We start from the raw sequence: 21,775 nt of genomic DNA, 5'->3' as shown, positions 1-21,775 counted from the left end.
GGCTCCTATGAATTCGGCTGATCGCCGGGCTCCTCGACCGCCGCCGACCGTCCGGTTTGGTTCAGCGTGTCGACTACTTGCCTGGCGAGTAGCTCGGCGAGGTCGGCGAGTTGTGCTGTTTGTCCGGTATCGAGACCGTCGAATACCAACTGGCGCACGGCATCCAGATAACCGGGCGCCGCCTCGACGACCTTCGAGTAGCCGTCGTCGGTGAGCACCGCCTGCACGCCGCGGCGACCTGTGGTTGCTGATCGTTGCGCCCAGCCCATTCGCTCCAGCTTCGACACCACATGGGACAGTCGTGATAGCGATGCATTTGCCTTGTGGGCAAGCTCACTCATTTGCAGCCGATGGCCCGGTTCTTCCGACAGCAGCGTGAGCACCCAGTATTCGAAATGCGTCACCCCGGATTCGCGCTGCAGTTGGGTATCCAAAGCGCCTGGTAGACGTGTCATCAACGCCACGATCGCGCGCCAAGCTCGTTGTTCGTCCGGGTCGAGCCACTTCGTCACTGGATGCCTTCTTTCGAGCCAAGTGACGTGTTCTTGTTAGCGAACCTAGAGATTAATGAAAAGCATGTTCACGGCCACTCGCGTGAATGAGTTTGCCACGACTTCGCTCGACCGTCATGAACTTGGTGCGCTACGTGAGGTCACTCACAAACGCTGGTAGGCCTGTCGGCTACGTGTCCTGCGTAACTGTCGGCGTTTGCGGAGCGACAGCGGGCGGCGTTGTCGGCGCGCTCGGAGTCGCCGGCTTTCCGGGATGCCTGCGCCGCCACCGACGCCAGGCGATCAGGCATATCGCGGCGAGGAAAACCGCCGTCGCCACGATGGCGCCGACCAGCGAGGCGCCACGGAAGGCGGGTGCGTCGACATCCAGGATCCGCTGACCGGCATGTGCGGCACTGCCGTCGCCGAGCACGATCGACAGGGTCATCAGATTCGGAATCGCCACGATCACCGCAAGCAACGCCGCGGCGCCCGCGATGAACTTCCCGGCCCGCCGCTTCCAGATCAGCGCGGCGAACAGCAACAGGACCAGCGGTATGGCGGTACCGAACAAGCCGTACGCCAGACCCCAGCCGATGCCCTTGCTGAAACTGCCGTCGACCATCTCCGCGATGCGCTGCGCCCACCAGCGGGGGATGAAGGCGGCGAGGATGAGATAGGCGATGACCAGTACGGCGACGACCGCCAGTGCGCCGATGATCCGAGTGCGCCACGTGGCCAGCGTGGATTTCTGCCCGTCCGGCCGAACCTCGCTCGAAGTCATGAATCCAGCGTATGTCGGGCAACCTGCAGATCGATGCCTATGGACCTGGCATTTTCATGGCGGCCAACGCGAATCCGCGGTTATCGGCTACTGCAGTGCGCGCTCGCGCAGGAATTTCAGCGCCTCGTCCGCGTGCACATTGGCGCGCAACTCTCCAGTGATCACCTTGGCGACCTTGCGATCCCGGTCGATCACGAACGTCTGGCGTTTGACCGGTGTGAGCTTGCCGAGCAATCCGCGCTTGACGCCGAACTCGGCGGCGACCTTGCCGTCGGCATCGGAAAGCAGTGGGTACCCGAGGTTTTGCTTGGCGGCGAATCCGGCCTGGGTGTCGACGCCGTCGGTGCTGATGCCGACACACGACGCACCGAGCGCGGCGAATTCGGCGGACAGATCGCGGAAGTGACAGGCCTCGGCCGTGCATATCGGCGTATTCGCGGCGGGATAGAAGAACAGCACCAGCGGACCGTTCGTGAGCAGGGCCTCGAGCGAACGCGGTGTGCCGGATTGATCGGGAAGCTCGAACTCGGGAGCGAGCTGACCTGTCTGCATACCGGGGACAGTACCGGGCGGGCGGTCGGCTTGCTTCCCCCTTATGTCCCCGTCATGCCGAAGGCCGGGATGGCGGAGTTGTTTCGAACCGGGCGGTCGGTTCGGGAGGGTCGGGACGCGCCGACAACCGTGTCGGTGCCGCCTGGGATGATGGACGCATGCCTGGCGCGTCCACTCCCACCACCACGACCCGCGAACAGTTCCACGTACTGGCCGCGGAGCATCGGGTGGTCCCGGTGACCCGAAAGGTGCTGGCGGACTCCGAAACTCCGCTGTCGGCCTACCGCAAGCTGGCCGGAGACAGAGCCGGCACCTTCCTGTTCGAGTCCGCGGAGACCGGGCGGTCCTGGTCGCGCTGGTCGTTCATCGGCGCTGGCAGCCCGTCCGCGCTGACCGTGGTGGACGGCGAAGCGGCCTGGCTGGGCAATACACCGGTGGACGCGCCGTCCGGCGGCGATCCGCTGGCCGCGCTGCGCGAAACCCTGCAGTTGCTGCAGACCGAGCGGCTGCCCGGCCTGCCCCCACTGACCGGGGGCATGGTCGGCTACCTCGGCTACGACGCCGTGCGTCGGATCGAACGGCTGCCCACCCTCGCCATCGACGATCTGCGGCTGCCGGAGATGGTGCTGATGCTGGCCACCGACCTCGCGGCGTTCGACCACCACGAGGGCGCGATCACGCTCATCGCCAACGCGGTCAACTGGAACGGCACCTCCGAACGGGTCGACGAGGCCTATGACGACGCGGTGGCCCGGCTGGACCGGATGACCGCCGCGCTGGCCGCGCCCTCGGAATCCACCGTGTCGGTCTTCGACCAGCCCGAGCCGGAGTACATCCGCCGCCGCACCAGCGATGAATTCGGCGCCGGGGTGCGCCGCCTGGTCAAGGAGATCGAGGCGGGCGAGGCATTCCAGGTGGTGCTCTCGCAGCGCTTCGAAATGGACTACGAAGGCGCGCCTTTGGACCTCTATCGGATGCTGCGCGCCTCCAACCCGAGCCCGTACATGTACCTGATCCACATTCCGAACGGCGACGGCGGCACCGCGTTCTCCATCGTCGGCTCCAGCCCGGAATCGCTGGTCACGGTGAAAGAGGGGGTGGCGACGACACATCCGATCGCGGGCACCCGGTGGCGCGGTGCCACCGAGGAGGACGATCTGCTGCTGGAGAAGGGGCTGCTGGCCGACGAGAAGGAGAACGCCGAGCATCTGATGCTCGTCGATCTGGGCCGCAACGATCTGGGGCGGGTCTGCCAGCCCGGCACGGTGCGCGTCACCGAATACCGGCACATCGAGCGCTACAGCCATGTCATGCATCTGGTCTCGACGGTCTCGGGTCGCCTCGCACCGGGCAAGATCGCGCTGGACGCGGTCAATGCGTGCTTCCCCGCGGGCACACTGTCGGGCGCGCCGAAGGTGCGCGCGATGGAACTCATCGAGGAACTCGAGCCCACCCGCCGCGGCGTCTACGGCGGCGTCGTCGGCTACCTCGACTTCGCGGGTGACGCGGATACCGCGATCGCCATCCGCACCGCACTGCTCAAGGACGGCACGGCCTACATACAGGCGGGTGCGGGCATTGTCGCGGATTCGGATCCGGACTACGAAGATGTCGAATCCCGCAACAAGGCGATGGCGGTGCTGCGTGCGGTGGCGGCCGCGAAAACCGTTCGGGCGTACGGTGCGCCGATCTCCGCGGACGGCAGCGCGGAATGACCGGTTCCGAATCCGGCGATACCGGTCCGGCGGCCCCGGTGACCGCCGAACCGCCGAAGCGTAAGTATCCGGTCGGCGCGATCGTCCTGCTTGCTGTCGCCGCGGCCGCGCTGTGGGGCTCCTCCCGGATGACCTGGGTAACCGTCTCCTCCACTGACGGCCTGACCGAACCGCGCACCGACAAACTCAACGGCGGTGTCTGGTTCGGCGCGCTCACTCCGCTGGCCCTGGTACTCCTCGCCGCCATCGCCGCGGTGCTGGCCACCCGCGGCTGGCTGCGGCGCTTCGTCGGCGTCCTGATCAGCTTGGTCGCCGCAGTGGCCGCGGTTCCCGCCTTCGCCCTATTGACCAGATCCGGCGCGACCGCGACCCGTGCCGCCACCCTGGCGCAGCTCCCTGGACGCGCGACCGTCACCGAGGTGGTCACGTCCCAATTCCCGGCCGTGCTCTCGCTGGTGGGAGCGCTGGCGGCCTTTGCGGCCGGTGTCCTGCTGGCTCGCATGCCGCAGGACGCGGCCCGGCTGTCCGGCAAGTACGACAACCCGGTCTTCCGCCGCGCCGCCGCCACCGAGCAGGTGACGCGGCAGCGCACCGATGAGACGAACGCGGAATCGGGACCGCTCTCCGAGCGAGTGCTCTGGGACGCGCTGGACGCGGGCACCGACCCGACCGAGGAAGCGACGCGGCCCACCGACACCCCCGCCGACGGGTCCGATCATGATCAGGGCAAACATGGGGGCCAAGATGTCTGAGCAGGTGACTACAAACCCCGGCGCAACAGCGCCGCAAGCAGCCATTTATTCTTTGTCAGCATCGGTGAGACAGCGCCTGGGGGGATTCTCAGGCAGCAAGTCCGTCTCCCCAGAAAGGATTCGAGCCAGATGACGGTACTCGACTCGATTCTCGACGGGGTCCGCGCGGATGTGGCCGCTCGGGAAGCCCTCTTGGACTTCCAGGCGATCAAGGCGGCCGCTGCCGCGGCGCCCTCGCCGCTGGACGCCCGCGCCGCGCTCCTCGAAGACGGCATCGGCGTCATCGCCGAGGTCAAGCGGGCCAGCCCGTCCAAGGGAGAGCTCGCGGACATCCCGGACCCGGCGAACCTGGCCAAGTCCTACGAGGACGGCGGAGCCCGCATCATCAGCGTGCTCACCGAGGGCCGCCGCTTCCACGGATCGCTCGATGATCTGGACGCGGTCCGCGCCACCGTGAGCATTCCGATCCTGCGCAAGGATTTCGTCGTCGGGCCCTACCAGATCCACGAGGCCCGCGCACACGGCGCCGACGTCATCCTGCTCATCGTGGCCGCCCTGGAACAGGACGTGCTGAGCGCACTGATCGACCGCACCGAATCGCTCGGCATGACCGCATTGGTCGAGGTGCACACCGAGGAAGAGGCGGATCGCGCGCTCGAGGCGGGCGCCTCCGTGATCGGTGTGAACGCCCGCAATCTCAAGACCCTGGAGGTCGACCGCGACGTGTTCGCGCGCATCGCGCCCGGCCTGCCCACCGAGGTCATCCGCATCGCCGAATCCGGCATCCGCGGCACCGCCGACCTGCTGGCCTACGCCGGCGCGGGTGCGGATGCCGTGCTCGTCGGCGAAGGTCTGGTCACCAGTGGTGACCCACGCGCCGCCGTCTCCGAGCTGGTGACGGCGGGTACCCACCCGTCCTGCCCGAAGCCCGCGCGGCGGGGCCGGTGACGCCGGTGACCGCACTACCCAAGGCTTCTGACGGTGTCCACGAGCGCAGCGGCCATGAGCCGGACGCGGGCGGCCACTTCGGCGTCTACGGCGGCAGGCATGTTCCCGAGGCGCTGATGGCGGTGATCGAGGAGGTCACTGCCGAATACGAGAAGTGTCGCCTCGATCCCACCTTCCTCGACGAGCTGGACCGGCTGCAGCGTGACTACACCGGCCGCCCGTCGCCGATCTTCGAATGCCGGCGGCTCGCCGAGCATGCCGGTGGCGCCCGGATCATCCTCAAGCGCGAGGACCTGAACCACACCGGCTCGCACAAGATCAACAATGTGCTCGGCCAGGCGCTGCTCGCCAAGCGGATGGGCAAGACCCGGGTGATCGCGGAGACCGGCGCGGGCCAGCACGGCGTCGCGACCGCGACCGCGTGCGCACTGCTCGGCCTCGACTGTGTCATCTACATGGGCGCGGTCGACACCGCCAGGCAGGCGCTGAACGTGGCCCGCATGCGGCTGCTCGGCGCAGAGGTGATCTCGGTGACCACCGGATCGCAGACTCTCAAGGATGCGATCAACGAGGCGCTGCGCGACTGGGTCACCAATGCCGACGTCACCTACTACTGCTTCGGCACCGCGGCGGGCCCGCACCCGTTCCCGATGATGGTGCGCGATCTGCAGCGCGTCGTCGGCCTCGAGGCCCGCGCCCAGGTACAGGCGCTCACCGGTCGGCTGCCCGACGCGGTCACCGCCTGTGTCGGCGGCGGCTCCAACGCGATCGGCATCTTCCATCCCTTCCTCGATGATGCGGGCGTGCGCCTGGTCGGTTACGAGGCGGCTGGTGACGGCGTCGAAACCGGAAGGCACGCGGCCACTTTCACCGGCGGCACGCCCGGCGCGTTCCAGGGCGCCTACTCGTATCTGCTCCAGGACGAGGACGGCCAGACCATCGAATCGCATTCGATCTCGGCCGGTCTGGACTATCCGGGCGTCGGGCCCGAACACGCCTACCTCAAGGACATCGGCCGCGCCGAGTACCACCCGATCACCGACACCGAGGCGATGGACGCGCTGCTGCTGCTGAGCCGCGCCGAGGGCATCATCCCGGCGATCGAATCCGCGCACGCGGTGGCCGGTGCCTTGAAGCTCGGCAAGGAATTGGGCAAGGGCGCGATCATCCTGGTGAACCTGTCCGGGCGCGGCGATAAGGATATGGACACGGCGGCACGATGGTTCGGGCTGTTCGATGACCACGCCGCCGACGAGGAGACCGAGAAGTGAGCGAGCGCAGCGAGCGAACCATCAACACAGCGTCCATGACGACGACGGGGTCGAGCGTCAGCGAGGCGCAGTCGTGAGTCAGCAATCCCGCCTTGCGAATACCTTCGCCGCCTGTCGCGCGGAGGGCAGGGCCGCGCTGATCGGCTACTTGCCCGCGGGCTATCCGGACCTCGCCGGTTCGATCGAGGTGTGCCGCACCATGGTCGAATCCGGTTGCGACATCGTCGAAGTCGGCGTCGCCTACTCCGATCCGGTCATGGACGGACCGACCATCCAGGCCGCGGCCGACCAGGCGCTGCGCGGCGGCGTGCGAGTGCGCGATGTGTTCTCGGTGGTCCAGGCGATCACCGAGGCGGGCGGTAAGGCCGTCGTGATGAGCTACTGGAATCCGGTGCTGCAGTATGGCGTCGACCGTTTCGCGCGGGATCTGGCCGCCGCGGGCGGGTCCGGCATCATCACCCCGAACCTGATCCCGGAAGAGGCCGACGACTGGTTCGTCGCCTCGGCCGCACACGATCTGGACCGCATCTTCCTGGTCGCGCCGTCGTCGACCGAGGAACGCCTGGTCAAGACCTTGGAGGCCAGCCGCGGCTTCGTCTACGCGGCCTCGACCATGGGTGTCACCGGCGCCCGCGACGCGGTCTCCTCCGCGGCCCCCGCGCTGTGCGCGCGCGTGCGCGCCCACTCCGATATCCCGATCGGCGTCGGCCTCGGTGTGCGCTCGGGTGCGCAGGCGGCCGAAATCGCCTCGTACGCGGACGGTGTCATCGTGGGCTCGGCACTGGTGACCGCGGCGGCCGATGGACTCGACGCGGTGCGCACGCTGACGGCGGAACTGGCCGAGGGTGTCCGCTCGGCGACCGTATCGACCTAGCCCGTACTCCTGCGGCTTCCGCATCGACATCTGCTCGACAGACCGGCGCTGAAACATTCAGCGCCGGTCTTTCTATCAATATCCATGAGCGCACCGAAACCGCCGCTGTCGTACGAGGCTCGACTGACGGGCATCGTCGTATTCTTCGGTCTCGCGCCGTTGGTCGCGGGATGGACCCGTGACGATTCGATCGGCTGGGTCGCCCTGTGGGCGGTCGTCGTCGTGCTGCTCAGTGTGGCAGCGGGCGCCGCGGTGTGGTCGTGGCAGCGGCGCTAGTACCGCTCCGCTACGGTTGGGGCCGTGACCTTACGAGTCCTCGCCGACAGCGTCCTGAGCAATGGTGCCGTCACCGCTGATGTGCTGGCCTACATCCCCAGTCCGCCCCAGGGCGTCTGGCACATAGGCCCATTCCCGCTACGGGCCTACGCCCTGTGCATCATCATCGGCATCGTCGTCGCCATCTGGTGGGGTGAGCGGCGCTGGCAGCAGCGCGGTGGGCAGCAGGGCACGATCCTCGACGTCGCGATGTTCGCGGTGCCGTTCGGACTGGTCGGCGGGCGGCTCTATCACGTTGCCACCGACTGGCAGAAGTACTTCGGCGCCGACGGGCATCCGATCGACGCGCTGAAGATCTACCAGGGCGGCCTCGGCATTTGGGGCGCGGTCTTCCTCGGCGGTGTCGGCGCCTGGATCGGCTGCCGGGTATACCGAATCCCGCTGCCCGCGTTGGGTGATGCGATCGCGCCGCCGATTCTGCTCGCGCAGGCCATCGGCCGCCTCGGCAATTACTTCAACCAGGAGCTCTACGGCCGCAAGACCGATCTGCCGTGGGGGCTGGAGATCTACTACCGCTTCAATCCGTCCAATAATCAGCCGGATCCGATGAACGGCGTCTCCAATGGCGTCGTCGAGAAGATCGTGCAGCCGACGTTCCTGTACGAGATGATCTGGAACCTGCTGATTGTCGTGCTGCTGGTGCAGATCGATAAGCGCTTCCGCATCGGCCACGGCCGCCTGTTCGCGCTCTACGTCGCCGGGTACTGCCTCGGCCGGTTCTTCGTCGAGCTGCTGCGCGACGACGAGGCGACCAAGATCGCGGGGATCCGGATCAACTCGTTCACCTCCGCGCTGGTATTCCTTGCCGCCGTCGCCTATCTCGTCTTCGCGACGAAGGGCAGGGAGACCGCCGATCAGCTGCAACCTTCGACGGTCTCGCGGCCATGGCCGTGGCAGATCGGTGCGCTGCGCGCGGCAGGGGCGGAATCCGAGGCCGCATCGAAGGCTGCCGCCGCTGCGACTCCGAAGCACAGCGCGGGTACGAAGGACGAGACATCGGTCGCGGCAACCGAATCGGCGCAGGGCGAGGCCGAGGTCACCGAGTCAGAGCGGGACGAGGCCGAGCAGGACGAAGACGGATCCGCGAAATCCGATGTGGCCGACGCGAAAAGCGCCGACGAGCCGAATCTGACAAAATCCGCGAACTCCGGCAACGAACCGGATATCACCGGCGATAGCTCAGTGGAGTCCGAGACTTCGGACACCGAACGGGCCAAAGTCGAAACCGCGAAAAAGGACGACTGATCCCATAATCAGTTGGGTAACTCGTTGGGGGCGTACGGAGTAGACACGCGACCGTACGTCCGCGACGATACCTTCGGGTGCCCAATTGCCCGGCAAAAGACGCGGGGAGGCGGGTGAGCACCCGTCGAGATACACAAATGATGGAGGACATTTCGTGACCGACCCTTACCAGAATCAGCCAGGCTTCGGCGGCCCGCAGTACGGTCCGCCCGGTACAGGGCCGGACCTGAACAAGCAGCCCGAAATGCCTGGCCAGCAGTACCCTTCGGATCCGTACAACCAGCAGCCGCAGTACGGCCAGCAGCCGCAGTACGGTCAGCCGCAGTACGGTCAGCCCGATCCCTACGGCCAGCAGCCGGGCGGCTACCCGCCCGCTCCGTACCCCGGCGGCGGCTACAACCCGAATGATCCGGAAGCGCCCTACGGCCGTGACCCGTTCGGCGTTCCGTTCTCGGACAAGCAGAAGCTGACCGCGGGTCTGCTACAGATCTTCCTCGGCGGCTTCGGCGTCGGCCGTTTCTACACCGGTCACGCCGGTATCGCGGTGGCTCAGATCGCGGTCACCTGGTTGACCTGTGGTTTCGGCGGTCTCTGGCCGCTGATCGACGGCATCATGATGCTGACCGGCAAGGTGCCCGACAGCCTCGGGCGGCCATTGCGCGACTGATCGGCGCGAACAATTGACGACGGGCCCCTGTCACATCGGATGACGATGCGACAGGGGCCCGTCGCGATCGCGCGTGAGCTGTGCGAGGATTCGGCGCACCATGATCGCAATACTGTCGGTCGGTATCTTCCTGGCGTAGCCTGAGCCGGGTTTTTGTGTCGAGAGAGGGACTTCAGTGCGCCGCAAGCTGTTCGCCGCCGCCATGCTCGCCATCGTCGCTGCCACCGGGCTCACCGCCTGCGGCAGCAGCAACGATCCGAATGTGTTGAAGGTCGGCACCGAAGGCACCTACTCGCCCTTCAGCTACCAGGGCTCGGACGGCAAGCTCACCGGCTACGACATCGAGGTGATCCAGGCGGTCGGCGACAAGCTCGGCAAGAAGATCGAATTCGTGCAGACGCCGTGGGACGCGATCTTCGCAGGTCTCGAGTCCAAGCGCTTCGACCTGGTCGCCAACCAGGTGTCGATCACCGACGAGCGCAAGGTCAAATATGCCCTGTCACAGGCCTACACCACCTCCGAGGGCGTGGTCCTCACCCGCGCGGACAGCAACAACATCACCGCACTCGCGGATCTGAACGGCAAGACCAGCGCGCAGTCGGCGACCAGCAACTGGGCCAAGGTCGCCCAGGGCGCGGGTGCGAAGGTCGAGGCCGTGGAGGGCTTCGTGCAGGCGGTCCAGTTGCTGAAGACCGGCCGCGTCGACGCGACCGTCAACGACAGCCTCGTCGCGCTCGACTACATCAAGAAGAACGGCGACACCGGGGTCAAGATCGCCGCCAAGGCCGGTGAGGTCAGCCACCAGGCCTTCGCCGCGCGCAAGGACGACGCGCTGATCGGCCAGGTGAACACCGCGCTGGATCAGCTGCGCGCGGACGGCACGCTGGCCAAGATCTCGGAAAAGTACTTCGGCACCGACGTCAGCAAATAACCGTCCGTGGATCCCGCAACCAGGGAACTGATCTGGCACAACCTGTGGCCGATGCTGCAGGCCACGATCAATAAGACCATCCCGCTGACCGCCATCAGCTTCGTCATCGGTCTGGCCATCGCGTTGTTCGTGGCACTGGCCCGGATGTCACCGCTGTGGTTCCTCTCCGCGCCCGCCCGGTTCTACATTTCGATCATTCGCGGCACCCCGCTGCTGGTGCAGCTGTTCATCGTGTTCTACGCGCTGCCGCAGTTCGATATCGTCATCGATCCGTTTCCCGCGGCGGTGATCGCATTCAGCCTCAATGTCGGTGGTTACGCCGCCGAGGTCGTGCGCGCCGCGATTCTGAGCGTCGCGCAAGGGCAGTGGGAGGCGGCCAAGGCACTCGGTATGTCATATGCCCAGGAGCTGCGGCTGATCATCCTGCCGCAGGCCGCACGGATCGCGGTCCCACCGCTGTCCAACACCCTCATCTCCCTGGTGAAGGACACCTCGCTGGCCTCGACCATTCTGGTGACCGAACTCCTGCGCACCGCCCAGCTGGCCGCGGCCCCGACCTTCGACTTCTTCGCCCTGTACGGCGTCGCCGCCCTCTACTACTGGGCGATCTGTCTCGTTCTCGGCTTCGGACAGACCCGCCTGGAGACCCGCCTGTCCCGCCACGTCGCACGCTGATATGACCGGTTTGTACTTTTCGCTAAGCCTTCGTACATATTTTTCACCTAGCTTTCACCGAGGCCACAGCAGGCCGGGGGTACCACACGGGACTAGGCTCTACTCGTGATGCGACGGACGAAGATTGTGTGCACTCTCGGCCCAGCGACCGCTACCGAGGAACGTATTCGGGAACTCGTCGAGAGCGGCATGGATGTGGCGCGGCTGAATTTCAGCCATGGCGAACACTCCGACCATGCCGAGAACTACAAGAAGGTGCGGCAGGCCTCCGACCATCTCGGCCGGGCGGTCGGCATTCTCGCCGATCTGCAGGGGCCGAAGATCCGGCTGGGCCGCTTCACAGAGGGCAAGACCGTTTGGGCCAACGGTGAAGAGGTCCGCATTACCGTCGACGAGATCGATGGCACCCACGATCGCGTCTCCACTACCTACAAGGAGCTGGCCAAGGACGCCAAACCGGGCGACCGCCTGCTCATCGATGACGGCAAGGTCGGCGTCACCGTCATCCGAGTCGAGGGCAACGATGTCGTCTGCCGGGTGACCGAGGGCGGTCCGGTCAGCAATAACAAGGGCGTCTCGCTGCCCGGCATGGATGTTTCCGTGCCCGCGCTCTCCGAAAAGGACATCGAAGACCTCGAATTCGCGCTCAAGCTCGGTGTCGACTTCATCGCGCTGTCCTTTGTGCGTTCGCCGTCGGATGTCGAGCTGGTGCACGACGTGATGGATCGCGTCGGTCGCCGCGTCCCGGTGATCGGCAAGTTGGAGAAGCCCGAGGCCATCGACAACCTCGAGGCCATCGTGCTCGCCTTCGACGCGGTCATGGTCGCGCGCGGTGACCTCGGCGTCGAGCTGCCGCTCGAGCAGGTGCCGCTCGTGCAGAAGCGCGCGATCCAGATGGCTCGCGAGAACGCCAAGCCGGTCATCGTCGCGACCCAGATGCTGGAGTCGATGATCGAGAACTCGCGCCCGACCCGTGCCGAGGCCTCCGATGTGGCCAATGCGGTGCTCGACGGCGCCGATGCGGTGATGCTGTCGGGTGAGACCTCGGTCGGCGCCTACCCGATCGAGACGGTGCGCACCATGGCCAGGATCGTGTACGCGGTGGAGACCGAATCCACCCGGGTGCCACCGCTGACCCACGTGCCACGCACCAAGCGCGGTGTCATCTCCTACGCCGCCCGCGATATCGGCGAGCGGCTCAATGCCAAGGCGCTGGTCGCCTTCACCCAGTCCGGCGATACGGTTCGCCGCCTGGCCCGTCTGCACACCCCGCTGCCGTTGCTGGCGTTCACCCCCCTTCCGGAGGTGCGCAGCCAGCTGTCGCTCACCTGGGGCACCGAAACCTTCATCGTCCCGACGGTGAACACCACCGACGCGATGATCCACCAGGTGGATGTAGCACTGCTGTCCATGGAGCGATATCAAAAAGGTGATCTGGTGGTAATCGTGGCAGGCTCCCCGCCCGGTACTGTCGGCTCCACCAATCTGATCCATGTGCACCGTATCGGTGAGGAGGACCATTAGGTGAGTGCTTCGCTAGGTGGCGCTGTCGGCCTTGGTGCCGCGGCGGGTTCCGACCTGGACGTGCTGCTCGGACTGCTCGATCTGGAACAGGTCGACGAGGATGTCTTCGTCGGCCAGCATCCGGAGAAGGTCTGGAGCCGCACGTTCGGCGGTCAGCTCGTATCGCAGGCGATCATGGCGGCCGGCCGGACGGTCGACGGCGACCGGCCGTTGCACGCCGTCAACGCGCATTTCGTGCGCGGCGGCGATGTGAAGAAGTCGATCGAATACCGGGTCGACCGCCACCGCGACGGGCGCTCATTGGCCAACCGGACGGTCACCGCGTCCCAGGACGGTCAGGAGCTGTTCGTCATGCTCGCCGCGTTCCAGGATTGGGGCAAGGGGCTCGAGCACGCGCACGCCCAGCCGGAGGTGCCGGATCCGGAGACGCTGCCGCGCGTCGAGGAGAGCTTCGAAGGCTTGGAGGACAAGCTGGAGATGTTCATCAAGGCGCCGCATCCGATCGATATGCGCTACACCAACGACCCGGCCTGGATCCTGAAGGGCACGGGCGAGCGGCTCAACCACAATCGCGTATGGATGCGCACCGACGGCAGGCTGCCCGACGATCCGCTGATTCACGTTGCGGCGCTAGGTTATTCATCCGATACCACGGTGCTGGATTCGATCATCACCACACACGGCCTCTCCTGGGGCCTGGACCGCATCGTGGCCGCGACGATCAATCACTCGATCTGGTTCCACCGCCCGTTCCGCTTCGACGACTGGGCACTCTACGCCACCGAATCCCCGGTGGCCGCCGGTTCCCGTGGCCTGGCCACCGGCAGATTCTTCTCCCGCAGCGGCGAGTTGCTCGCCACCACGGTCCAGGAAGGCATCATCCGCCACTTCCCATCCCGCGCGTGAGTTCGGCGAAACCGAGCGCGAATCATAGGGATTCGCGCTCGGTTTCGAAATCGAAGCTGTCGCGGCGCTGCATCCGGATGGTGCGTGGGATCTCCAGATCCTTTGGGTCGCTTGCGGTTTCCAGCATCAGTCGCTTTTCCAGCGCGCCCAGGCTCGGCGCGGTCAGGTCGCGCGGCGCACCGACCAGGCTGAGCGCGATCTCATAGGTGCGGCGCGCACCCGGCTCCTGGCCGGGATGGTCCACCCGCCACTGGGTTTCGAGCAGGATGTGCTCGGGCGCATCGGCCTCGACGGGCAGTGTGAAGCGCCATGCGAATACATCGCGGTCCTGGAGGTGGTCGTCCACCACCTCGCGCACAGAATCGACGACGCGATCGAGGGTTTCCGGTGTCACATAAACATGGAGCGAAACATCCGAAATTCGTTTCGGCATGTCTGATTCCTGTCGTGTGTCGAACCATCAACGGCGGAAGTTATCCGTGAAAAGCGCGTGCGCAGAGGGAGTGTAGTCCCTCTCTGTACCAATTGGACACTGCGCCCTGCGTGTCACCTGATCCGGTGGGCGGCAAGGAAGGCCGCGAGCGGGGCGGGAGCGGCTCCGGGTTGCACGACAAGACCCGCGCGCTCGTCTTCGGCGGGCCGATCCTGCTCGTGCGGAGCCAACGCCAGCAGCAGCGGTACCAAGGCCTCGGCGATCTGGTCGCTCACCTGGCAGAACGCGGCCTCGGACAGCCCGACCGGATCGGGAATATTCTCCCGGCCGACCAGTGAGAGGTCGTGCCGGGCGGCGTGCAGATCGGCGATCGTCTCGGCGCCGGTGACCTTGGCGATGCGATGCGCCTCCAGCAGCGTGAAGGTGCGCGACCCCGCGCCGAATCCCATCCCCGCTGCCTGGTCCCGGATCTGTTCGGTCATGGCGAGCACCAGATCCGCACGGTCGATCAGCTCCGGCTTCAGCTTGCGCGCCCGGAAATGATCGGCGTTCGCACCGAGTCCCTCGATGGCGCGGGCCGCGAGCGGCTCCACCGGAAAGCCCACCAGCGCACGGGTTCCCGCGCTTTCCGCGGTGAGTCCGGGCAGGTTGTATTCGACCGCTACGGCGCGGGTGAGCCGCTCGGCGATTACCGAACGGCAGACATTGCCGTTGCAGACGAACAGGACGTGCATGTGGATACGGTAGGCCGCACGCGGGCCGACCAGAAGGCCGTGGACATCGAATCACAGCCGCGGGAGCACATATTCATCTGCTGGTCAAGTGCCGTACACGAAGTACGCCCCCGTATTCAGAGAGACGCTCGATGGGCGTTGCCGGTAGGCGGCCGATCCGTAATCGAGGTCTGGGCGTCCTGCTGAAGTTACCCCGGCGCAAGCGATTTCAATCATCACGGTATCGCCACGTTTGGGAACCGATTCGATCGGACTCAGTCGGACTCGCCACGGTAGTAAGTGGATTCGGCGATCACGGGTGCTTCCTTGGCGTCCTCGTCGTTGACCCGCCCCCTGGTCGAGAACATCCGGCCGCGCGAGGCGATGACCGGCGCGAACCGCGGCAGCCCCGAAGCGGTTTCCATATCGTCGTACATCGCATCGATACCGCCGCGCATGAAGTAGGCCTCGTGCCAGAAACCCGTGCCGCCGGAGTCGCGCAGGAACTTCTGCCACCAATCCCGGTGCGGCGCAGAGCGTGTCCATCGCTCCAGCGAATCCAGATCCCGCCAATACTGCCGCGCTCCCCAATGCGGCGGGAACAGCGACCAGATCACGTCCTCGTGCGACAACAGCCCATCCGGGCGATCCTTGTGCGACCGATACAGTTTCGGGCCGAGACCGAGCAATCGCAGGAATCCGCGAGGCTTGCGCACGCGCATCCCGAGATAGATGACGACCAGATCCGGATATCCGGACAGGTCGACAGTGGTCCTGTTCACCCGCATCGAGGCACCTCCGCATTGGGCCGCCACTGCAACCCTACGCCGGAATCACGACACAGCCGGTCACCGAGTTCGACTGCCGCACGCCGTCGGCGTGTGCCGATAACACCAAGCTCAACATTCGTCGATGGCAACCACCGGAGGGGGCCGGGGGCGAAGCCCGCAGGGCGGGGTCTGGGGGTTCGCACCCCCAGAAAACCGACCAGAGAGAACGGCCCATGCTCTCCACGAGCATGGGCCGCCTACGAGTTGGTGCCGATTGTGGGACTCGAACCCACACGTCCTTTCGGACAACGGTTTTTGAGACCGTCGCGTCTGCCAGTTCCGCCAAATCGGCGCACCGGTGGGAAAGCATAGCGGGTCACTGTCGAAAATCACGAATGGGCTGGCTCGAGAGTGATCGTCGTCCGGTTTGCGCAGGGTATATGGGTTGTATGCGGAAGTGAAAGGTACTCTTTACATCACTCGATAGCGACGGTGGGTCGATGGACCGGTACATGGACCACGGCCACCTTTTCGTGTGTCGGGGACAGGGCATCGGAACCAGAGGGGTCTACCTATGAGCAACACAGCAGGGGGCGCCGGCACGAAGCGGGACGCCGGGGCGAAGCGGGTCGTCGTCGCTGAGGACGAGGCGCTCATCCGGATGGATCTGGTGGAGATGCTGACCGAAGAGGGCTATCAGGTCGTCGGTGAGGCGGGCGACGGCCAGCAGGCGGTCGATCTGGCGGTGGAGCATCGGCCGGATCTGGTCATCATGGATGTGAAGATGCCGCGCCGCGACGGTATCGACGCGGCCGCCGAGATCGCGTCGAAACGTGTTGCGCCGGTGGTGATTCTGACCGCGTTCAGTCAGCGCGACCTGGTCGAGCGGGCACGCGACGCCGGCGCTATGGCCTACCTGGTCAAGCCGTTCACGAAGTCGGATCTGGTGCCGGCCATCGAGTTGGCGGCCAGCCGCTTCCACGAGATCACCGCGCTGGAGAGTGAAGTCGCCAATCTGGCCGACCGCCTCGAGACGCGCAAGCTCGTCGAGCGGGCCAAGGGCGTGCTCATGCAGACCCAGGGATTGTCGGAGCCGCAGGCATTCAAGTGGATTCAACGGACGGCGATGGACCGCCGCACTACCATGAAGGCGGTAGCCGAGGTGGTGCTGGAAAATCTGGCCCCGAAGTAGGCCCATACTTGCGCCCCGGCCGTTCAAGGCCGGAGATTTTACTTTTCGGAAACCTGATCGCGATGAAAAATTCGAAACGATGTCGATCGGATGATCCGAATGTGATGCGCAGCTAACGTACCAACGCTATGTTCTGACCGGGCTGACGTGGTTGGCCTCCTCGGAGAGAGCCCGGGGGAGCACAGGACGTAGAGGTGAAACGTGCTTAGTTCGACATGGCGCAGTCGTTCGATGCGGGGTGCATTGGCCATCGGTGCCGCCGCCGCGCTCGTGCTGACGGGGTGTAGCAGTAAATCGACCGACGGCGGCTCGGGCAGCACCTCCGGTGCCGGTGGCGCGGGTGGTCTGAAGATCCAGCCGGTCATGCAGATCGACGCCAACGGCAAGCAGGTGCCCAAGTCGGACAGCTCCGCCGCCACCGACCCGGCGGGCGACGGCAAGGCCACCTGCCCGGCGGGCACCTCCATCGCCATGGCGGGTGCGCTGACCGGTCCGGACGCGGCCCTCGGCATCAACATCGTCGATGGCGTGAAGCTCGCGCTGGACAAGCACAACAAGGCCAACCCGGGCTGCAAGATCGAGCTCAAGCAGTTCGACACCGAAGGTGACCCGCAGAAGGCCACCCAGGTCATCCCGCAGATCGTCAACGACAAGTCGGTCATCGGCCTGGTCGGTCCGGCGTTCTCCGGTGAGACCAAGGCGACCGGCAAGATCCTCAGCGACGCCGGCCTGGTCTCGACGACCGCCTCCGCCACCAACGAGACGCTCACCCAGAACGGCTGGACCAGCTTCTTCCGCGGTCTGGCCAATGACGGCGTGCAGGGTCCGTCGGTCGGTAAGTACCTGGTCAACACCGCGGGCTACAAGAAGGTCTGCGTCATCCAGGACAACACCGACTACGGCACCGGCCTGGCCAAGTCGATCATCGAGGGCCTCGGCTCCGCGAACGACGCGTCCTGCAACGCCGCCATCAAGAAGGGTGACAAGGACTTCTCCGCCACGGTCACCAAGATCGCGAGCGCCGCGCCCGACGCCGTCTTCTACTCCGGCTACTACTCCGAGGGCGCCCCGCTGGCCCAGCAGCTGAAGTCCGGCGGCGTCAAGGCGGTCTTCGTCTCCGCCGACGGCACCAACGATCCGCAGTTCGTCGCCCAGGCGGGCAGCTCGTCCAAGGGCGCGGTGCTGTCCTGCCCGTGTGGCCCGGCGCCGGATAAGTTCACGGCCGACTACAAGGCCCTCAACGGCGCGGAGCCGGGTGTGTACTCGGTCGAGGGCTACGACCTGACCACGATCCTGGCCAAGGGCATCGACAGCGGTAAGCTGACCCGTCCCGACCTGCTGGAATACGTGCGGTCCTATGACGGCAGCGGTCTGGCGCGTCAGTACAAATGGAACGCGACCGGCGAATTGTCCAACGCACTGATCTGGATCTACGAGGTCAAGTAGCCCCACAACCTGGACAGCGGCACGTGCGGGGGTCGTGGGCCCCGGCACGTGCCGCTGTCCGGTGGGCGAATGAAGTGAGGGCACAAGACGAATGAAATCAACGGCATTGGCTGGCGCTGTACAACTCGCCAGCGGATCGATCGACTTCAACTACCACGGGGTGATCGACAACTTCTGGCGACTGACCGTCGACGGGGTGACCTACGGCTCTATCTACGCCTTGGTCGCCGTGGGCTATACCCTGGTCTACGGCGTATTGCGGCTGATCAATTTCGCCCATTCGGAAATATTCATGCTCGGCATGTTCGGTCAATTGATCGGGCTCATGCTGTTCGGATTCGTGGCGAATCCCGATGTGTACACCCAGGGCATCGTCCTGACCGTCACCTATCTGGCGCTCGCGATGATCATCGGCATGCTGGTATCCGGTGGCGCTGCGGTCGGATTGGAGCGCGTGGCCTATCGGCCGCTGCGTAAACGCGGCGCAAAACCGCTCAGCTTTCTCATCACGGCGATCGGCATGTCGTTCGTGATCCAGGAATTCGTGCACTTCATCCTGCCGAAGATCAATCCCAAGCTCGGCGGCACCAACGCGCAGCAGCCGATCAAACTGGTCGAGCCCAGCGTGCAGTTCAGCTTCTTCGGCGCCGACGTCGACAACATCAAGGTGCTCATCGTGCTGGCGGCGATCGCGCTGGCGATCGTGACCGAGGTGCTGATCAACCGGACCAAATTCGGACGCGGCATCCGCGCCGTCGCCCAGGACCCCGACACCGCGACGCTGATGGGCGTCTCGCGGGAGCGGGTCATCATGCTGACGTTCTTCATCGGCGGTGTGCTCGCCGGTGCGGCCGCGCTGCTGTACGCGATCAAGATTCCGCAGGGCATCATCTACTCCGGCGGATTCATCCTGGGCATCAAGGCATTCAGCGCCGCGGTGCTCGGCGGCATCGGCAATCTGCGCGGTGCGCTGCTCGGCGGCATCCTGCTGGGCGTGGTGGAACAGTACGGCCAGTCGCTGCTCGGTTCGGAATGGCGCGATGTCGTCGCCTTCGTCGTGCTGGTGCTGGTGCTGATGGTGCGCCCGACCGGCATCCTCGGTGAGAGTCTCGGGAGGGCCCGCGCATGACCGACTCGACCAAGACTCCGGACTCCGCGCCCGAGGCGCCCACGGCGGCCGCGCCGTCCAAACACGGTGTCGGAGACGCGATTCGGACCTGGTGGGACGGCCTGAGTCGCCCCGCGCAATGGGGTGTCGGTGTGCCGATCCTCATTCTGCTCGCACTGCTTCCGCTGTTCCCGCCGCCGCTGCTGGATACCCCCGGCTACAACTTCGGCCTGGTCATGGCGCAGGTCGCGATGTACGCGCTGATCGCCATCGGCCTGAATGTCGTTGTCGGACAGGCGGGTCTGCTCGACCTCGGCTATGTCGGCTTCTACGCGATCGGCGCCTACACGGTCGGCCTGCTCACCAGCCCCAATAGCCCGTGGAATCAGACCGACGGCGGCTGGCTGAATCCAACCTGGGCCTGGATGGCATGTCTGCCGATCGCGGTCGCGGTGACGGCCATCTCCGGCATCATCCTCGGCACCCCGACACTGCGGCTGCGCGGTGACTACCTGGCGATCGTCACCCTCGGCTTCGGTGAGATCGTCCGGCTGCTCGCCGACAATCTCTCCGACATCACCAACGGCAGCCTCGGTCTCTCCGGTGTCGCCTTCCCGCACGTCGGCGAATCCGCCAGCAAGCCGGAGGGCGTGTTCTCCGGCGGTAACAGCGGCAATGCCGATAGCGCGAATCTGCTCGACCGGGCCAGCTACGGCACCTGGTGGTACTGGTTCGCGATGGTGCTGGTGATCATCGTGCTGCTGATCGTCGGGAATCTGGAACGCAGCCGGGTCGGCCGCGCCTGGGTGGCCATTCGCGAGGACGAGGACGCCGCCGAGATCATGGGCGTGCCGACCTTCAAGTTCAAGCTGTGGGCCTTCCTGATCGGCGCCGCGGTCGGCGGCATGTCCGGTGCGATCTACGCCGGACAGGTGCAGTTCATCAATCCGACCGGGTTCAACATCATCAACTCGATGCTGTTCCTGTGCGCGGTCGTCATCGGCGGACAGGGCAATAAGCTCGGAGTCATCTTCGGCGCGTTCATCATTGCCTATCTGCCCGCGCGGCTGCAGTCGGTGAAATTGGTGAGCAACGAGTCCACCGGGTACATCCTGTTGGCGATCGACGTGCTGGTCTTCGCCGGGTTGGTCGTCATCTGGAAGTACAAGGGTGAGGACCTGAGCCCGTGGCCGCGGCGCGCCTGCATTACCGGCATGGTGGTCACCGGCGTCATGGGTGCACTGCTGCTCGGCAGCGTGCTGCTGTTCCGCGTCGGTGGTGCGCAGTCCCTCGGTGACCTCAAGTACATGTACTTCGGAATTACCTTGGTGGTCATGATGATTCTGCGGCCACAGGGCCTGTTCCCGGTGCGGCAGAAACTGCTGACCTTCGGTAGGCAGGTGTACCAGGCCGTGCGCAAACCGGCCGAGCGTGAATTGATCGGAGCGCGACGATGACCGGGCCCGGCGCGGGTGACGCCCTGTTCGACAACGAGGATATGGCGGCCGGTTATGCGGCTCCGCCCGAGGTCGAGAGCGCGGGCGAGGTCGATGTCACCGCCGTGATCCCGGTGCTCGCCGATGCCGAGGTCGTCGCGGATGTGGTTGCGCCGCACCGCGAAATCGAGACGGCGGTGGGTGCGCCGCTGCTGCGAACCGATGAGCTCACGGTGCAGTTCGGCGGTCTGACCGCATTGGACAAGGTCAGCTTCGAGATCCGCCGCGGCGAAATCCTCGGACTGATCGGACCCAATGGCGCGGGCAAGACGACCTGCTTCAACGCCATCACCGGTGTCTACAAACCGGCCTCGGGTCTGGTGTATTTCGACGGCAAACCGCTGACGAAGACCAAGCGCAACGAGATCACCCGGCTCGGCATCGCCCGCACCTTCCAGAACGTGCGACTCTTCGGTGAGATGACCGCGCTGGAGAATGTGGTGGTCGGCACCGACGCCAGGCATAAGACCTCGGTGCCCGGCGCCATCTTCCGCACCCCGCGGCACCGCAGCGAGGAGAAGGATGCGATCGAGCGCGGCATGGCCCTGCTCGAATTCGTCGGCATCGCACCGCGTGCGGTGGAGAAGGCGCGCAATCTCTCCTACGGCGATCAGCGCCGATTGGAGATCGCCCGCGCGCTGGCCACCGAGCCGAAGCTGCTCTGCCTGGACGAACCCGCCGCCGGGTTCAATCCGAGCGAGAAGTCGGCGCTGATGGATCTGATCCGCAAGATCCGTGACGACGGGTTCACCGTGCTGCTGATCGAGCACGATATGCGCCTGGTCATGGGTGTCACGGATCGAATCGTGGTGCTGGAGTTCGGCCGAAAGATCGCCGATGGGCTGCCCGGGGAGATCCGCGACAACCCGGATGTGATCGCGGCGTATCTGGGTGTGCCGGATGCGGAGGCCGCGGCGGCCGAAAAGGCCACCGCCGTAACCGAAGT

General features: G+C 65.7%; 22 protein-coding genes, 1 tRNA gene and 1 pseudogene. 17 read left to right on the top strand and 7 right to left on the bottom strand.

Annotation, left to right across the window (positions count from 1 at the left end; genetic code table 11):
• Positions 1-5: 5 nt before the first annotated feature.
• From ACHQ4I_RS10455 to ACHQ4I_RS10445, 3 genes are all read right to left on the bottom strand, one after another.
• The gene (locus ACHQ4I_RS10455; protein WP_420771502.1) at positions 6-455 is read right to left on the bottom strand and encodes a MarR family winged helix-turn-helix transcriptional regulator; all 450 of its coding nucleotides are present in this window, start codon (positions 453-455) and stop codon (positions 6-8) included.
• Between the two features lie 226 nt (positions 456-681).
• Positions 682-1,275, bottom strand: coding sequence for a permease (locus ACHQ4I_RS10450; protein ID WP_420771482.1), 594 nt, complete (start codon positions 1,273-1,275; stop codon positions 682-684).
• Between the two features lie 87 nt (positions 1,276-1,362).
• Positions 1,363-1,827 (bottom strand): peroxiredoxin, encoded by a 465-nt coding sequence (locus ACHQ4I_RS10445; protein WP_420771481.1) that lies wholly within the window; start codon positions 1,825-1,827, stop codon positions 1,363-1,365.
• A gap of 158 nt (positions 1,828-1,985) precedes the next feature.
• Here ACHQ4I_RS10445 and ACHQ4I_RS10440 point away from each other — a divergent pair, with 158 nt between their 5' ends.
• The 12 genes from ACHQ4I_RS10440 to ACHQ4I_RS10385 all read left to right on the top strand — a co-directional run bounded on the left by ACHQ4I_RS10440 (position 1,986) and on the right by ACHQ4I_RS10385 (position 13,671).
• Entirely contained in the window at positions 1,986-3,542 is a 1,557-nt protein-coding gene (locus tag ACHQ4I_RS10440; RefSeq protein ID WP_420771480.1) for an anthranilate synthase component I, read from the top strand.
• Positions 3,539-4,294 carry a TIGR02234 family membrane protein gene (locus ACHQ4I_RS10435; protein WP_420771479.1) on the top strand — a complete coding sequence of 252 codons (756 nt, stop codon included), beginning with the start codon at positions 3,539-3,541 and terminating at the stop codon, positions 4,292-4,294. The genes ACHQ4I_RS10440 and ACHQ4I_RS10435 overlap by 4 nt, the downstream gene beginning before the upstream one ends.
• A gap of 129 nt (positions 4,295-4,423) precedes the next feature.
• On the top strand, positions 4,424-5,242 hold the full coding sequence (gene trpC / locus ACHQ4I_RS10430; RefSeq protein WP_420771478.1) for an indole-3-glycerol phosphate synthase TrpC: 819 nt from the start codon (positions 4,424-4,426) through the stop codon (positions 5,240-5,242).
• Complete coding sequence (gene trpB, locus ACHQ4I_RS10425; RefSeq protein ID WP_420771477.1) at positions 5,239-6,513, top strand: tryptophan synthase subunit beta; 1,275 nt, start codon at positions 5,239-5,241, stop codon at positions 6,511-6,513. Before trpC ends, trpB begins: the two co-directional genes overlap by 4 nt.
• A gap of 73 nt (positions 6,514-6,586) precedes the next feature.
• Complete coding sequence (trpA, locus tag ACHQ4I_RS10420) at positions 6,587-7,387, top strand: tryptophan synthase subunit alpha (protein ID WP_420771476.1); 801 nt, start codon at positions 6,587-6,589, stop codon at positions 7,385-7,387.
• Between the two features lie 84 nt (positions 7,388-7,471).
• The gene (locus ACHQ4I_RS10415) at positions 7,472-7,663 is read left to right on the top strand and encodes a hypothetical protein (protein WP_420771475.1); all 192 of its coding nucleotides are present in this window, start codon (positions 7,472-7,474) and stop codon (positions 7,661-7,663) included.
• A gap of 24 nt (positions 7,664-7,687) precedes the next feature.
• Complete coding sequence (lgt, locus tag ACHQ4I_RS10410; protein ID WP_420771474.1) at positions 7,688-8,968, top strand: prolipoprotein diacylglyceryl transferase; 1,281 nt, start codon at positions 7,688-7,690, stop codon at positions 8,966-8,968.
• Positions 8,969-9,122: 154 nt separating this feature from the next.
• Positions 9,123-9,635, top strand: a complete 513-nt coding sequence (locus ACHQ4I_RS10405; RefSeq protein WP_420771473.1) for a TM2 domain-containing protein — start codon at positions 9,123-9,125, stop codon at positions 9,633-9,635.
• A 175-nt stretch (positions 9,636-9,810) separates the two neighbouring features.
• Positions 9,811-10,566: an amino acid ABC transporter substrate-binding protein gene (locus ACHQ4I_RS10400; RefSeq protein WP_420771472.1), complete on the top strand. Its 756-nt coding sequence runs from the start codon at positions 9,811-9,813 to the stop codon at positions 10,564-10,566.
• Positions 10,567-10,572: 6 nt separating this feature from the next.
• Positions 10,573-11,241 carry an amino acid ABC transporter permease gene (locus ACHQ4I_RS10395; protein WP_420771471.1) on the top strand — a complete coding sequence of 223 codons (669 nt, stop codon included), beginning with the start codon at positions 10,573-10,575 and terminating at the stop codon, positions 11,239-11,241.
• Positions 11,242-11,346: 105 nt separating this feature from the next.
• Entirely contained in the window at positions 11,347-12,765 is a 1,419-nt protein-coding gene (gene pyk / locus ACHQ4I_RS10390; RefSeq protein ID WP_420771470.1) for a pyruvate kinase, read from the top strand.
• On the top strand, positions 12,766-13,671 hold the full coding sequence (locus ACHQ4I_RS10385) for an acyl-CoA thioesterase (protein WP_420771469.1): 906 nt from the start codon (positions 12,766-12,768) through the stop codon (positions 13,669-13,671).
• A 22-nt stretch (positions 13,672-13,693) separates the two neighbouring features.
• Here the strand turns inward: ACHQ4I_RS10385 and ACHQ4I_RS10380 are convergent, their stop codons facing one another.
• The 4 genes from ACHQ4I_RS10380 to ACHQ4I_RS10365 all read right to left on the bottom strand — a co-directional run bounded on the left by ACHQ4I_RS10380 (position 13,694) and on the right by ACHQ4I_RS10365 (position 15,939).
• Positions 13,694-14,104, bottom strand: coding sequence for a hypothetical protein (locus ACHQ4I_RS10380; RefSeq protein ID WP_420771468.1), 411 nt, complete (start codon positions 14,102-14,104; stop codon positions 13,694-13,696).
• A 113-nt stretch (positions 14,105-14,217) separates the two neighbouring features.
• Entirely contained in the window at positions 14,218-14,838 is a 621-nt protein-coding gene (locus ACHQ4I_RS10375; protein ID WP_420771467.1) for an arsenate reductase/protein-tyrosine-phosphatase family protein, read from the bottom strand.
• A 254-nt stretch (positions 14,839-15,092) separates the two neighbouring features.
• Positions 15,093-15,605, bottom strand: a complete 513-nt coding sequence (locus ACHQ4I_RS10370) for a monooxygenase family protein (RefSeq protein ID WP_420771466.1) — start codon at positions 15,603-15,605, stop codon at positions 15,093-15,095.
• 247 nt (positions 15,606-15,852) lie between these two features.
• Positions 15,853-15,939, bottom strand: a tRNA-Leu gene (locus tag ACHQ4I_RS10365).
• 222 nt (positions 15,940-16,161) lie between these two features.
• Here ACHQ4I_RS10365 and ACHQ4I_RS10360 point away from each other — a divergent pair.
• The 5 genes and pseudogenes from ACHQ4I_RS10360 to ACHQ4I_RS10340 all read left to right on the top strand — a co-directional run.
• The gene (locus ACHQ4I_RS10360; protein WP_040688928.1) at positions 16,162-16,779 is read left to right on the top strand and encodes an ANTAR domain-containing response regulator; all 618 of its coding nucleotides are present in this window, start codon (positions 16,162-16,164) and stop codon (positions 16,777-16,779) included.
• Between the two features lie 231 nt (positions 16,780-17,010).
• Complete coding sequence (locus ACHQ4I_RS10355; protein ID WP_420771465.1) at positions 17,011-18,225, top strand: branched-chain amino acid ABC transporter substrate-binding protein; 1,215 nt, start codon at positions 17,011-17,013, stop codon at positions 18,223-18,225.
• A 91-nt stretch (positions 18,226-18,316) separates the two neighbouring features.
• The gene (locus tag ACHQ4I_RS10350; protein ID WP_420771464.1) at positions 18,317-19,354 is read left to right on the top strand and encodes a branched-chain amino acid ABC transporter permease; all 1,038 of its coding nucleotides are present in this window, start codon (positions 18,317-18,319) and stop codon (positions 19,352-19,354) included.
• Complete coding sequence (locus ACHQ4I_RS10345) at positions 19,351-20,790, top strand: branched-chain amino acid ABC transporter permease (protein WP_420771463.1); 1,440 nt, start codon at positions 19,351-19,353, stop codon at positions 20,788-20,790. The genes ACHQ4I_RS10350 and ACHQ4I_RS10345 overlap by 4 nt, the downstream gene beginning before the upstream one ends.
• A pseudogene (locus tag ACHQ4I_RS10340) lies at positions 20,787-21,737 on the top strand (ABC transporter ATP-binding protein); the annotation flags it as partial. The gene ACHQ4I_RS10345 and the pseudogene ACHQ4I_RS10340, both read left to right, overlap by 4 nt.
• Between the last annotated feature and the right edge of the window lie 38 nt (positions 21,738-21,775).

This window comes from Nocardia nepalensis (assembly GCF_048910785.1).
GTDB classification, from domain to species: domain Bacteria; phylum Actinomycetota; class Actinomycetes; order Mycobacteriales; family Mycobacteriaceae; genus Nocardia; species Nocardia nepalensis.
This window is presented reverse-complemented; position numbering and strand designations above follow the sequence as displayed.